Annotated in this window: 14 protein-coding genes; 2 read left to right on the plus strand and 12 right to left on the minus strand. The window is 59.1% G+C overall.

Translation table 11 applies throughout. The features are described 5' to 3' along the window. Positions 1-19: 19 nt before the first annotated feature. The gene (locus HDE79_RS19965) at positions 20-910 is read right to left on the minus strand and encodes a DnaJ C-terminal domain-containing protein (RefSeq protein ID WP_184604708.1); all 891 of its coding nucleotides are present in this window, start codon (positions 908-910) and stop codon (positions 20-22) included. Positions 911-999: 89 nt separating this feature from the next. Then, positions 1,000-1,467 (minus strand): Hsp20/alpha crystallin family protein, encoded by a 468-nt coding sequence (locus tag HDE79_RS19970; RefSeq protein WP_184604710.1) that lies wholly within the window; start codon positions 1,465-1,467, stop codon positions 1,000-1,002. A gap of 181 nt (positions 1,468-1,648) precedes the next feature. On the opposite strand from HDE79_RS19970, the gene HDE79_RS19975 reads away from it, so the two are divergent. After that, complete coding sequence (locus HDE79_RS19975; protein WP_184604712.1) at positions 1,649-2,131, plus strand: peroxiredoxin; 483 nt, start codon at positions 1,649-1,651, stop codon at positions 2,129-2,131. Positions 2,132-2,199: 68 nt separating this feature from the next. Continuing rightward, positions 2,200-3,123, plus strand: coding sequence for an alpha/beta fold hydrolase (locus HDE79_RS19980; RefSeq protein WP_184604714.1), 924 nt, complete (start codon positions 2,200-2,202; stop codon positions 3,121-3,123). A gap of 98 nt (positions 3,124-3,221) precedes the next feature. On the opposite strand, the gene gyrA is transcribed toward HDE79_RS19980, so the two are convergent. The 10 genes from gyrA to rbfA all read right to left on the minus strand — a co-directional run bounded on the left by gyrA (position 3,222) and on the right by rbfA (position 14,069). Beyond that, positions 3,222-5,852 (minus strand): DNA gyrase subunit A, encoded by a 2,631-nt coding sequence (gene gyrA, locus HDE79_RS19985; RefSeq protein WP_184604716.1) that lies wholly within the window; start codon positions 5,850-5,852, stop codon positions 3,222-3,224. A gap of 138 nt (positions 5,853-5,990) precedes the next feature. Then, complete coding sequence (locus HDE79_RS19990; RefSeq protein WP_343206012.1) at positions 5,991-6,368, minus strand: GtrA family protein; 378 nt, start codon at positions 6,366-6,368, stop codon at positions 5,991-5,993. Between the two features lie 29 nt (positions 6,369-6,397). Next, positions 6,398-7,417, minus strand: coding sequence for an S-methyl-5-thioribose-1-phosphate isomerase (mtnA, locus tag HDE79_RS19995; protein WP_184604720.1), 1,020 nt, complete (start codon positions 7,415-7,417; stop codon positions 6,398-6,400). A 109-nt stretch (positions 7,418-7,526) separates the two neighbouring features. Next, positions 7,527-7,721, minus strand: coding sequence for a PspC domain-containing protein (locus HDE79_RS20000; protein ID WP_343206009.1), 195 nt, complete (start codon positions 7,719-7,721; stop codon positions 7,527-7,529). A gap of 22 nt (positions 7,722-7,743) precedes the next feature. Further along, a complete protein-coding gene (gene phaC, locus HDE79_RS20005) occupies positions 7,744-8,793 on the minus strand; it encodes a class III poly(R)-hydroxyalkanoic acid synthase subunit PhaC (RefSeq protein WP_184604724.1) in 1,050 nt (349 codons plus the stop codon). 33 nt (positions 8,794-8,826) lie between these two features. Then, positions 8,827-9,975, minus strand: a complete 1,149-nt coding sequence (locus tag HDE79_RS20010) for a poly(R)-hydroxyalkanoic acid synthase subunit PhaE (RefSeq protein WP_343206010.1) — start codon at positions 9,973-9,975, stop codon at positions 8,827-8,829. A 125-nt stretch (positions 9,976-10,100) separates the two neighbouring features. Continuing rightward, positions 10,101-12,209 (minus strand): polyribonucleotide nucleotidyltransferase, encoded by a 2,109-nt coding sequence (gene pnp / locus HDE79_RS20015; protein WP_184604726.1) that lies wholly within the window; start codon positions 12,207-12,209, stop codon positions 10,101-10,103. Between the two features lie 81 nt (positions 12,210-12,290). Further along, entirely contained in the window at positions 12,291-12,560 is a 270-nt protein-coding gene (gene rpsO, locus HDE79_RS20020; RefSeq protein ID WP_179481595.1) for a 30S ribosomal protein S15, read from the minus strand. Between the two features lie 163 nt (positions 12,561-12,723). Beyond that, complete coding sequence (truB, locus tag HDE79_RS20025; RefSeq protein WP_184604727.1) at positions 12,724-13,659, minus strand: tRNA pseudouridine(55) synthase TruB; 936 nt, start codon at positions 13,657-13,659, stop codon at positions 12,724-12,726. A gap of 26 nt (positions 13,660-13,685) precedes the next feature. Beyond that, positions 13,686-14,069 (minus strand): 30S ribosome-binding factor RbfA, encoded by a 384-nt coding sequence (gene rbfA, locus HDE79_RS20030; protein ID WP_184604729.1) that lies wholly within the window; start codon positions 14,067-14,069, stop codon positions 13,686-13,688. Between the last annotated feature and the right edge of the window lie 49 nt (positions 14,070-14,118).

Here is a 14,118-nt window from a genome sequence, read left to right on the forward strand (position 1 = left end):
CGTTCGTTATCCGCAATGGTCAGCCGCGCGGATCGTAACCGCCGAACTGATCACGCAATGCCTCGTAGGCCGCACGCTGGGTATCGCTTTCGGCCAAGGGAGCGCGTATCGACAGCTCCACCAGTTGATCGCCAGGATTCGCACCGGGCATACCGCGTCCTTTCAGACGCAATTTGCGGCCTGACTGTGAACCTGCAGGTATGCGCAAATCCACGGCTCCTGCCAAAGTTGGTACGGCTACGGTGGCACCTAACGCTGCTTCCCACGGTGCAATCGGCAACACATGCACTACGTTACGGCCATCCAGACGAAAACGCGGATCCTCGCGAAGACCGACCTCAAGCAACAGATCGCCGTTCGGCCCGCCGGCCATACCCGCCTGCCCCTGGCCCGATAGTCGAATCGTCTGCCCCGACTGGATGCCTGCCGGAATTTTTACTTCAAGCACACGCTCGCCGCCGGCAGGATCCTGCATCGAGAGGCGCGTACGGCCACCGTCGAATGCGGTCTGCAGATCAATTTGCACCTGCGCCTGCACGTCACGCCCGCGCCGTGGACGTACCTGGCCACGCTGGCCACCTGTGGCATTTCTGCCGAACAGACTTTCAAAAAAATCACTGAAATCGCCATCGCCAGCATCACCATGCTGTCCCTGCCAGCCCGGCGGTGGACGGAACTGCTCGCCTTGTCGGTAACCGCCCGCGCGCAACTCATCGTAAGAGCGCCGCTTTTCGGCGTCCTTGAGCACTTCGTTGGCTTCATTGATCGACTTGAACTTGTCTTCGGCACCAGCCTCCTTGTTCTTGTCGGGATGATACTTGCGCGCAAGCTTGCGATACGCCGACTTGATGTCGGTCTCGCTCGCGTCCGGCTTCACGCCCAGAATGTCGTAATAATCTTTAAATTCCACTGCCACTCCCCAACTGACGCAAACCCGCGGCGGAATCTTTCACCGCCGCGGTAAGTGTTGCAACGTACCCGACTTAAATAACTGCCCGCTCAGTGGCCGCTGTTGATGGTAATGCGTCGCGGCGTCGGCAGCGCCTTTTTCGGTATGGTGATTTCCAGCACGCCATGGCTACCGGTAGCGGTGATGCCCTCGGCGTCGGCACTTTCCGGTAGCGAAAACCGGCGCTGGAATTTTCCCTGCACGCGCTCCACACGTGTAAATCTGGCTGCCTGGCCATCGCTGGCCGTGCCACCACTGCCGCTCTCACGGGCGCCATTGATGCTGAGCACCCCCTTGTCCATGCTCACCTCGATCAGCGACGGATCAATGCCCGGGATATCGGCAAGAATCACGAAACGCTGTTCGTCTTCGCGAATGTCCACCCGCGGCGACCACTGCTTTGGCGCTGCATTTGAAATGTCGTTGTCCTGTACCGGCAGAAAGCTGTCAAACGCCTGACGAATTGCAAAGGGCGCGGAATGGCCAGTATTGAATAGGGAGTGACGGGTCACGTACATACACTGTCTCCTTGAATGGGTTGCGGTGCGACCACCGCCTGTACTGGAAAATAGGTGCGGTCGCGGGTGATTCAAGTCGATGGACCCGCTCAGCGAGGACGACGACAGCCTGCGATTCAGCGCGACAGCGACGGGCAAGCGATCTAGCATGGCGTATCCCGTCCCTCCATCCGAGATCTGCATGACCATCCAGCCCGGCAAAATGATCCCAGATGCCTCCGTCCAGGTGATCGACGGCGAAGTGCGGAAGTGCCGAACCAGCGAGCTGTTCGCGGCGAGGAAGGTGGTTATGTTTGGTGTACCTGGAGCATTCACGCCGACCTGTTCCAACAAACACCTGCCAGGTTATGTGAATCATCTGGCCGACTTCCGCGAGCGCGATATCACGGTGATGTGCCTTGCGGTCAACGATGCACACGTGATGCAGGCCTGGGCTGCGTCGCTGCAGGTGCCGGCGGAGCTGTTGATGATCGCTGACGGAAATGCCGCTTTCACCCAGTCGATGGGCTTGGAACTGGACGGTACGGCTTTCGGCATGGGCGTGCGCGTCAAACGCTTTGCCCTGTTTGCGGAAGACGGCGTTGTGCGTCTGCTGCAGATCGAGGCACCCGGCGAGTTTCGGGTTTCAACAGCCGAGGCGATACTGACAGCGATCGATCATTGAGAGGGGCTAGCAGTGCATCTACCTTCGAAGCGTTTCGCTTATGGCCGTCCAAATATTCTGGAGAACACATGACCAAGCCGTCGATACATTTTTCTCTGGCAACGCTTCTTTCGGCTTGTCTGGCATTGAATGCAGTTCACGCTAACGAACAGGCCCAGTCGGCAACTACAGGCAAGCTCACAGCAACACCGGGCGGCAGCAACCATGCCTCGATGGAGACGATGCAGATTCCGAGTCACGGATCGCTGATGAACGCCCTGGTTTACGTGGCGGCAGGAGCAGGACCGCATCCGGCCGTGATCCTGCTGCACGGCTTTCCAGGTAACGAACGCAATCTGGATCTCGCGCAGGATATGCGCCGCGCCGGTTGGGATGTTCTCTACTTCGACTACCGTGGGTCGTGGGGCACGCCGGGAAATTTCTCGTTCTCGCACGGTATTGAAGATACGGCCGCCGCGCTGAATTACCTGCAGCAACCGGAAGTCGCCAAGAAGCTGCGGCTGGACCCGAGGCGCATCGTGTTGATCGGACACAGCATGGGCGGCTTCATGGCAGTCGAAGCCGCGGCGAAAGACCCAGCCATCAAGGCTTTTGCAACCATCTCGGCCGCAGATTTCGGAGGGCGCTTTCTGAAATCACTGGACAAGAATCAGAAATTGGCCGCCATTGAAAATTTGGGCATAGGCCTGGCACAGGAGGGCATGGCACCTCTTAGCGGATGCACGCCAAATGGGCTGGCACACGATGTCGCTGACCACGCAGCCAGCTGGAGCTTACAGGCGAAAGTCGACGCATTGAAAGACCGCATGGCCCTGATCGTGACATCGGACGATGGCCTGGCAACAGAGAACGAGACGTTTGCCGAGGCTCTTCATCAGGCCGGCGACACCAAGGTGACTGCGGTGCATTTGGCGACCGATCATGCCTATTCCGATCAGCGCACGGAATTATCCCAGGCCGTATTGCGTTGGTTGGCGTCGCTGCCCAAATAACGCAACCAAAAACTATGTAAATGTACATGGCCCACTAGCAGCAGCAACAAAAAAGCCCCGGCATGACCGGGGCTTTTTTGTTCACGAGGAACTTTCTATCAGTCCTCGGCAGGCGTCGGCTCAACGTCAGCGGAGCCGCTTCCGTCGACAGGAGCGGTTCCATCGACTATCTCACCCTCCTCGCCGTTGCCCTCTTCCGCATCCAGCCGCATCACGCTGACCAGCTTTTCATCCGCCGGCAGCTTGATCAAGGTAACGCCCTGGGTATTACGGCTGAGCTGCGAAACTTCAGCGACGCGTGTACGGACCAGCGTGCCCTGATTCGAGATCAGCATCAGCTCGTGCGCTTCGGTGACCTGCGTCGCCGCGACCAGGGCACCATTACGCTCGGAGCACTGGATGCCGATCACGCCCTGAGTGCCGCGTCCTTTCTTTGGGAATTCGGCCAGTTGTGTGCGCTTGCCGTAGCCACGTTCGGTGGCGGTGAGGATATCTCCACCAGAAGCCGCGCCCTCGTCCGCCACGATCAGCGACACCACGTTCTCGTCCTTGGCCAGACGCATGCCGCGTACGCCACCCGCTGTGCGCCCCATCGAGCGCACAGTGTTCTCATCGAAACGATTGACCTTGCCATTGGAGGCAAAGAGCAGGATGTCGCTGTTGCCGTTGGTCAGTTCCACGTTGACCAGCGCATCGCCCTCATCGAGCTTGATCGCGATCTTGCCCTTCTGCAGCTGGAACGCGAATTCGGTCAGTGGTGTTTTCTTGACCGTGCCGTGGCGCGTGGCAAAGAACACGAAGCGATCCTCCGTGTACTCGCGCACCGGCAGTACGGCCTGTACCTTCTCGTTTTCGCCAAGCGGCAACAGGTTCACGATCGGCTTGCCGCGCGCACCCGAGCCGGCTTCCGGCATCTGGTAGACCTTGAGCCAGTAGACGCGTCCGGTGCTGGTAAAGGTCAGCAGGGTGTCGTGCGTATTGACCACCCACAGCTGCTCGACGAAATCCTCGTCCTTCAGCGCGGATGCCGAACGCCCCTTGCCGCCGCGACGTTGCGAGCGATAGCTACTAGCCGGCTGACGCTTGATGTAACCGGTATGCGATAGCGTGACCACCACGTCTTCGGGAGTGATCAGGTCAAGTACGTTGAGATCTTCCTGAGAATGCTGAATCTCGGTGCGACGTGCATCGCCGAACTCTTCCTTAACCGCCTCGAGTTCGCCGCGAATCACTTCGAGCAAACGCTCGGGGTTTTCGAGGATTTCGATGAGGCCACGGATCGTTTCGAGAATCTGCTTGTACTCGTCGGAAAGCTTTTCCTGCTCCAGTCCCGTCAGGCGATGCAGACGCATGGCCAGAATTTCCAGCGCCTGTGCCTCTGACAGCTGATAACCGTCATCCTTCAGGCCATCGCGCGGATCCATCTCTTCCGGCCGCGAGGCTTGCGCGCCGGTCGCCGACAGCAGCGAGCGCACCAGACCGGCATCCCAATGTCGCGCAACCATGCGCTCACGCGCTTCGGCCGGCGATGACGAGGTTTTGATCAGCTCGATCATCTCGTCGATGTTGGCCAGCGCGACGGTGAGGCCTTCGAGAATGTGCGCGCGTGCGCGCGCCTTCCGCAATTCGAAAATCGTGCGGCGTGTGACCACTTCGCGCCGATGGCGAATGAACGCCTCGAGGATGTCCTTGAGATTGAGCAGCTTGGGCTGGCCGTCCAACAACGCCACCATGTTGATGCCGAACGTGACCTGCAGCTGGGTCTGCTGAAACAAGTTATTGAGCACCACGTCGCCCATCGAGTCACGACGGATTTCGATGACGACGCGCATGCCGTCCTTGTCGGATTCGTCGCGCAGTTCGCTGATGCCTTCGAGCTTCTTTTCTTTGACCAGCTCGGCGATCTTCTCGATCAGCCGCGCCTTGTTCACCTGATAAGGCAGCTCGTGGATGATGATCGTTTCACGACCGTTCGCCTCGGTTTCCACCTCGGCCTTGGCGCGAACGAGAATACGACCGCGGCCCGTGCGATAGGCCTCGATGATGCCGGAGGAACCGTTGATGATGCCGTAGGTCGGAAAGTCCGGCCCGGGAATGTGCTGCATCAAATCGTCGATACCGAGTGACGGATCTTCGATCAGTGCCAGAGTCGCCGCAATCACTTCATTGAGATTGTGCGGTGGAATGTTGGTGGCCATGCCGACCGCAATACCAGCCGAACCATTGATCAACAGGTTCGGCACACGTGCCGGCAGCACCAGCGGTTCGTGCTCGCTTTCATCGTAATTGGGACCGAAATCGACGGTTTCCTTGTCGATATCAGCCAACAACTCGTGCGTGAGGCGCGACATGCGTACCTCGGTGTATCGCATCGCCGCAGCATTGTCCCCATCGACCGAGCCGAAGTTGCCCTGGCCATCGACCAGCAGGTAGCGAAGCGAAAAAGGCTGCGCCATACGCACGATCGCGTCGTAGACCGACTGATCGCCATGCGGATGGTATTTACCGATGACGTCACCGACCACGCGGGCCGACTTCTTGTATGGCTTGTTCCACACGTTGCCCAGTTCATTCATCGCGAACAACACGCGGCGATGGACGGGCTTGAGACCATCGCGGACATCCGGGAGGGCGCGGCCCACAATCACGCTCATGGCGTAATCGAGATAGCTCTGACGCATCTCATCTTCGATGTTGACGCGAATGATTTCTTTGGCGAGCTCTGCCATGAATTAGCTTTCCTGGGGGACAAAAAAGGTCGGCGATGACGTGCCTCAAGCACGTCCGCAGATGACCCGAATTCAACCTTCAAAGTGTAACACGAACGGCATCAAAAAGATAAGATTTAGATCTTATTAATCAATGACTTATGCTGATGCCTTGGGGCTTCTGAAAAGCAGCTTGCGGGCGGCTACGAAATTGACAAATGCCGCAACCGCTGAACCCGCTGCTGCGCCGATTGCCGGCCAGCGGTGCAGGATCGAAAAGTTCAGCAGCAGCAGCGCGTAAACCCCGTAATTGATCACCGCACCAATGCTCATCAGCCCGATCCAGTGCAGCCATTCGGCGTGTGCCGAGCGGTTACTTTGACGCGAAGCAAACGTGTAATGACGACTCCACCACCATGTAAATGTGGCTGCGATGACAAACGAAAGCACGCGCGCCAGATAGGGATTCCAGCCCGCAAGACTCACCAGCAACTGCACGATGCCAGCGTCGATAATCAGGCCGCCGACACCGCCCACGGCGAACAAAAAAATTTCCCGCGACAGCTTTACCATCCGAACATCGCCTGCATGGCAATGCTGTTCGGCCGCTCGATGACGCCACGCTCGGTCACGATCGCATCGATCAGTTCGGCCGGGGTGACGTCGAATACCGGGTTCCAAGCCTGCGCGCCTTCCACCACGGTGCGCTGCCCTGCCGTACTGAGCAGCTCGGTTGCATCACGCAGCTCGATCTCGATTTCCTCACCGGTGCCCGTCGCCATATCGACGGTGGACGAGGGAGCTACCACCATGAATTTCACCCCGTGATATTTCGCTGCAATCGCCAATTGATAGGTGCCGATCTTGTTGGCGGTATCGCCGTTGGCGGCGATACGATCGGCGCCGACGATCACCCACTGCACGGCGCCGGATTTCATCAGATGTGAGGCAGCCGAATCGGCGATCAATTTCGCGGGAATACCGTCACGCACCAACTCCCACATGGTCAGCCGTGCACCCTGCTGCCACGGCCGCGTTTCACCGGCGTAGACGTGATCGATCTGGCCGCCCGCCACGCCGGCGCGTATCACGCCGAGCGCCGTGCCGTAACCAGCGGTGGCCAACGAACCGGTATTGCAGTGGGTCAACACGCCAGAATGCGCGGTAATCAACGAGGCACCCAGCTCACCCATCCGGCGATTGGCTGCCAGATCCTCATCCTGGATAGCTTGTGCTTCGCGCAGCAAGGCATCGGCATCCGCACCGGCGGCAATGCGCTTTTTCATCCGGTCGAGCGCCCACATCAGGTTGACTGCGGTTGGCCGTGCCGCCCGAAGCGTGGACAGCACACCATCGAGATCAACTCTTTGCTGTGCTGCCATGGCCACGCCCCAGGCCGCAGCAATACCGATGGCCGGTGCGCCGCGTACAGCCAGATCGCGGATTGCCTGCGTCACCTGCCCGGCATCACGGCAATCGATCCAGAGCTCCTCGGCTGGCAACAGGCGCTGATCGAGCAATCGCAGATGATCGCCCTGCCACTGCACGGCGCGGATGGAGTCGAGGTTTTTGTCGGATGTTGTCATTCTCACATTATCGCCGAAGCCACCGCCCGGCGACGACATCCAGCTCAACTTTCAAAGCGAACTATTCCAACTGCACCTATCCGCCCGGCACGCAGCGAATGCCTGATTTTCAAGAGGCCTCGGGCACCACCAGCCAGAGGATCACGTAAATCAGAATGCCGGAGCCGCCAAGCAAGGTCAGCAGAATCCAGGCAATGCGCACAAGCGTCGGATCCCATCCGAAATAATCGGCAATCCCCGCACAAACGCCAGCAAGAGTCCTGTTGGTACGCGACCGATATAACCGCTTTTCTGTATTCATCAAGCTCTCCCCACCTTGAAAGTAGTCAGTCGCGCGCGCGCAGCCACTGATGGATCGCCGGTGGCACCTCACGCTGCGCGCGGCCGGATACATAAATGCCGATGTGGCCACCTTTGAACGCCAGCTGGGTGTAGTCCTTGGTGCCTAGGTGCCGGCCCATTGCGCGCGAAGCATCCGGGGGCACCAGATGATCCTGCTCCGCAAAAATATTTAACACAGGATGCTTGATCGCACCAAGATGCACACGCAGACCACCGATCTCCAGTGAGTCGTTGACGAGTCCATTGTCCTGATAAAACTTCTTGATGAACTCACGGAACGCTTCGCCGGCCTGATCGGGTGAATCGAAGATCCAGCGCTCCATCCGCAGAAAGTTCTCCAGCTCGATCGGGCTGTCGAGAATATCGACCAGCCCCACATACTTCTGCTGATTCAAGCGCACTGGTTTGAGCGAAAGATAAACGTAATTCATCAACGCAGCGGGGATATTGCCCACGGTGTCGACAAACCGGTCGACGTCGAGCAGGCGCGCCCAATGCGACAACATATTGTCCGGTGTTTGAAAATCGACCGGCGTGACCATGGTGATCAGGTTCCGGATCTTGTGTGGATGTAGCGCCGTGTAACACAACGAAAACACACCGCCCTGGCAGATACCCAGCAGATCAATCGCATCGAGCTTATGGCGCTGAAGCACCGCGTCGACGCATTGATCGAGATAACCGTTGATGTAATCGTCGAGCGTCAGCCAGCGATCGGCAGCGTCAGGATAACCCCAGTCGATCAGATAGACGTCCTCACCCTGCTCCAGCAGGTTGCGAACCATTGAGCGATCGGCCTGCAGATCGGTCATCCAGACGGTATTGACCAGCGCATAGGCGATCAGCAACGGCGTCTTCGAAGTCGGCTTTCTCTCGCCCTTGAAGTGCCAGACCTTCAACTTGTCCTCGCTGTAAACGAGTTCGCGTGGCGTATTCGCGTATTCGGGCTGGCGCGCGCCCCGCAGCTGGCCCATGCCTGATGCCAGCTTGCGCTGAAAGGCGCTGACTTCGTCCATGATTTTGGTGGGGTCCATCCGAAACGGCGAGTGCGGCTCCACTACCTCTCCTTACTTGCGCTTGCGTGTCTTGGCCGCCGCAGCAGGCTTTGCGCGCGACGTGGAAGCCGCCGTTTTCTTGGCAGCGGTCTTGGGTGATTTTGCCGATGAAGCCTTGGTAACGGACTTCTTTACGGCCGAACGTGGAGTCTTGGCCGCGGCTGCCTTGGCTGCGTGGCTTTTCCTGACGACGGATCGTGGCGCCTTGCTGACAAGCAACTGCTCTTTGAGCGCAGCAACATCACGACGCAAGGCTTCGATCTCTTCGGCATGGCTGGCAGCCGCCGACGTCTTGCTATTGCGTAGTTCGCGCCGCAGCGACTGCAGTCGTTCGCCTAAGCTCGACACATCGCTGCGCGTCGGTATGCCGAGCTGCTGACAGAGATATTCGGTTTGTTCCTGCTGCAACTGGCGCACGCGTATCTGCGTATTGACCATCTCGCCATAAGCCTCGCGGAATTCCTCCGAAAGCGCGATCTCGGCATACGCTTCTTCAGCACAGTCGACCCACAGGTCATACAAAACCTTCAGCGACTCGATCTGCTGACCCGGCTTGGCGAGCTTCGATAATTTTGCCTGCATCTTTTCGATGGCTTGGGCATTGGAACGCTGCATCAGTACCTGATAACGCTGTGAAGCCTCCAGATGCTGGGTGATCGCATCCGCGAGAGCCTGCTGCTGTGCGTGCTGCTCGTGGCCAAAGCCAAATCCGGTCGTTGATCCTTGCTCTTGCGGCTGCGCTCCGGAAGCACCCGTTTTTTGACTGGCATTCAGCCACGCCTGCCATTGTTGGATAAACGCCTTGGCGCCCGAACTGTCCGCACCTCCGAAGCCGTGAGAGAACGGCTGGCTGGCGCCTCCAAAAAGCTGCTGCATCTGCTGGCGCCAGTCGCTTTGCGGTGTTGAAACGCTTGCTGCGGCACCCTGCAACCAGTCCGCATAGCTCTTCAAACCGGCCAATGCATGGTCAATCGTGACATTGGCTGACGAGTTTTTTGCGGAGGACGATCTGGAAAAATCCTCCGCACCTGCCGTGCCGAATTGCTTTTGCATCTGGGCAGCAAAAGTTTCCCAGGACTGGCGAGCCAGCTCCTGATAGTCCTTAATAAGATCGGCCTTCATGGCATCGGCTTTGAAAAAATCATCTGCTTGCTTGTTCACGCGCTATTTCTCGTCACTCATGTCGCTTCATCCTAGCAAAAGCGTCCCGCAGAAAAATGCCCATCGCAAAAGCAAGAGGCCCGGCATAAAAGCCGGGCCTCGCTATGTCACGCTGAACCTTGGACTCAGGCGCCGGCGGCGGCTTCGTCTTCGGTCACAGCCTTCATTGACAGGCGGATACGGCCCTGCTTGTCCACTTCGAGCACCTTCACCTTGACGATGTCGCCTTCCTTCAGCTTGTCGGAAACCTTCTCGACGCGCTCGCTGGAGATCTGCGACACATGCACCAGGCCATCCTTGCCCGGCATGATCGTCACGAATGCACCGAAGTCCATCAGCTTGGCGACCTTGCCTTCGTAGATGCGGCCCGGCTCGACGTCGGAAACGATCTGCTCGATGCGCTTCTTCGCCGCGTCGCCCGCTTCGCGGTTGACCGACGCGATGATGACGGTGCCGTCATCATTGATATCGATCGTGGCACCGGTCTCCTCGGTGATCGAACGGATGGTCGCGCCACCCTTGCCGATCACTTCGCGGATCTTGTCCGGGTGGATCTTGATGGTGATCAGGCGCGGCGCGTACTCGCTCATCTCGAGACGAGCCGTGGTGATGACCTTGGCCATTTCGCCGAGGATATGCAGACGACCACGCTTGGCCTGCTCCAGCGCCACCTTCATGATTTCTTCGGTAATGCCGTCGATCTTGATGTCCATCTGCAGCGCGGAGATACCGTTGGCGCTACCGGCCACCTTGAAATCCATGTCGCCGAGATGATCTTCGTCACCGAGGATGTCGGACAGCACGACAAAGTCGTTGCCTTCCTTCACCAGACCCATCGCGATACCAGCCACCGGCGCCTTCAACGGCACGCCAGCGTCCATCATCGCCAGTGAGGAACCGCACACCGACGCCATCGACGAGGAACCGTTGGACTCGGTAATTTCCGAGACCACGCGCACCACGTACGGGAATTCCTCGATGCTGGGCTTGACAGCCTGCACGCCGCGCTTGGCGAGACGGCCGTGGCCGATCTCACGACGCTTCGGCGCACCGAAACGGCCGGCCTCGCCCACCGAGAACGGAGGGAAGTTGTAGTGAAACAGGAACGGGTCCTTCGACTCGCCTTCCGGCGCATCGATGATCTGTGCATCGCGGGTGGTGCCGAGCGTGGCAATCACCAGCGCCTGGGTTTCGCCGCGGGTGAACAGCGCCGAACCGTGCGTACGCGGCAGCACGCCAACGCGGCAGGTGATCGGACGCACGTCGTCGAGCTGACGGCCGTCGATACGCACCTTGGTCTTGAGCACGCTGTCACGCATGGTGTGGTACTCGAGCTCGGCGAATTCCTTCGACAGCTCGGCGGGATGCCATGCACTCTCTTCGGCCTGACCCTTGATCGACGCCAGAGCCTCGGCCTTGATCGCGGAGATCGCGTCGCGGCGCTGCAGCTTGTCACGCACCTGGAAAGCCTCTTCCAGCTTGCTGCCGACGGCGCCCTTGACGGCAGCGATCAGCGACTCGTTCTGTGCCGGTGCCTTCCAGTCCCAGGATGGCTTGGCGGCTTCAGAAGCCAGCTCGGCAATGGCACGGATAGCCACCTGCATCTGCTGGTGACCGAACATCACCGCACCCAGCATCACGTCTTCGGAAAGCAGCTTGGCCTCGGACTCCACCATCAGCACCGCACCGCTGGTGCCAGCAACGACGAGGTCGAGGTCGGACGTCTTCAACTCGGTGTGGGTCGGGTTGAGCAGGTACTGGCCGTTGGCGTAACCCACGCGCGCAGCGCCGATCGGACCCTTGAACGGGATACCGGCCAGGCTCAATGCTGCAGAAGCACCGAGCAGCGCGGCGATGTCGCCGTCGACTTCCGGGTTCAGCGAGACGACCTGCGCGATGACCTGCACTTCGTTCTTGAATTCTTCCGGGAACAGCGGACGCACCGGACGATCGATCAGACGCGAGGTCAGCGTCTCCTTCTCGGTCGGGCGACCTTCGCGCTTGAAGAAACCGCCGGGGATACGACCGGCAGAATAGAACTTCTCGACGTAATCCACCGTCAGCGGGAAGAAATCCTGACCTTCTTTCTGCTTGGTTGCGGCGACGGCGGTGACCAGCACCACCGTACCGCCCATGCTGACCATTACCGCGCCGGACGCCTGGCGGGCAATTTCGCCCGTCTCCAGAGTGACTTCGTGACTACCGTACTGGAATGACTTGGTTACTTTTGCCACGTTGATTTGTCCTGATCTGATTGAGAAGTGCGCTCATGGATGAGCGCCTCTTGATCTTTGCGTTCATGACGAACGCACGAATTACCTACGCAGGCCGAGGCGTTCGATCAGGGTCTGATAACGCGCAAGATCGCGATCTTTCAGATAGCTGAGCAGACGCTTGCGCTGGTTTACCAGCTTCAGCAGGCCACGGCGGGAATGGTGATCCTGCTTGTGCTCTTTGAAGTGGCTGGTGAGATGGTCGATACGAGCTGACAGCAGCGCAACCTGGACTTCCGACGAACCGGTGTCGTTGGGGACGCGGCCGAAATCAGCAATGATCTTGCCGGTTTGTTCTACGGTGAGAGACATGAGTATGTATTCCTTGAAAAGCGATGCGAAGCTTACGCAACGTCACCACGAATGACGTTGCGTAAGCTTCGCCTAATGAATGAAAGCGTTTAAATAACCTGTCTATTCTACTGACCGGAGTGGTGTTACAACAAGTGCGCAGCGGATTATCACGATAAATCCGCTAGCCCGGCGGCAGGTTGAAACCGCGCACGATGCGGGTAAATCCGTCGATATCGACCTCAAGTAACGCAAGCAAGGCGCCATCGCTGGCATAAGCGGCACATTGACCGACCGGCGGAGCTGGATTCAGCTGGATTTTCTGGCCACGTGAAATGGCCATGCTTTGCGCATCATCAAGGTGGGCGACAGGCAGGTCAGACAAGCCAGCCGACACCGGAAGCAGCCATTTCAGCAGTTCCTCGTCACCTTGTTCAGCAGCCAGCTGCAGCGCCTCGATCGTCACCATCTGTGGCTCGCGGAATGGTTCGACCCAAAGGCGCCGGAGCACGGTGACATGTGCACCGCAGCCCAAATCCTCGCCGATATCCACCGCCAGCGAGCGGACATAGGTACCCGAACCGCATTCGATGTGCAGAGTCAGCGTGTCGGCGGTCCGGGAGAGCAGATCGAGACGATAAACGTCGACCTCGCGCGGTGGCACATCGACGGCTTCGCCCCGACGCGCCTTGACGTACAGCCGCTCGCCGTCCTGCTTGAGCGCCGAATACACCGGCGGCACCTGCAGGATGCGACCACGCCGTTTGGCCAGTGCCTTTTCGATGACAGCCTCGTCCAGTGCGGGCACGGGGCGGCTCAGCAAAACCTCGCCCTCCTTGTCCGCCGTATCCGTGGTAACGCCGAGTTGGCATTCGGCAACATAGGCCTTGCGCGAACCCAGCAGGCTCCCGGCCAGTTTGGTTGCCTCGCCGAAACACAAAGGCAGCAGGCCAGTGGCCAGCGGATCGAGGGCGCCAGTGTGGCCGCCCTTGGCCGCGCACAACAGGCGGCGTACCGCTTGCAGCGCCTGGTTGGAACTCAGGCCCAGAGGTTTGTCGAGCAATAGGATGCCATGCAGATCGCGGTTTTGAATCCGCGGTGGACGATTCAGACGACTCATCAATTCAGTGTCACCACGTTGATGTTTCAGTCTTTCTTGTCGCCAGCAGGCGGCAACAGATCACGCGCCTGATCGCGCAGCAATGACTCGATGCGCTCGCCCTTGTCGACCGAATCGTCATATTTGAACTTGAGCTCCGGCACCCGCCGCATGCGCATGCCGCTGTGCGCCAGCGAATGACGGATTTCGTGGCCGATCTCGTTCAGCGCCTTGACCGCCGGCAGACCCTGCTCAGGCATCAACGCAGTCACCCACACCGTGGCCCAATCCAGATCACGGGTGATCTCCACATCGGACACGCTGACCGACGGCAAGCCGTGATCGCGCACCGCCGCGTGCACCAGCAAACCCAGTTCGCGGCGCAGCTCGGCACCGATGCGGTCGGTACGTTTGAAATCACGGGATGGCATAAGAGACTCCAATCAAATTAAGGTGCAGCACCGCATAGCGGCGATGACC

Source organism: Rhodanobacter sp. MP1X3 (genome assembly GCF_014207165.1).
In the GTDB taxonomy this organism is placed as follows: Bacteria; Pseudomonadota; Gammaproteobacteria; order Xanthomonadales; family Rhodanobacteraceae; genus Rhodanobacter.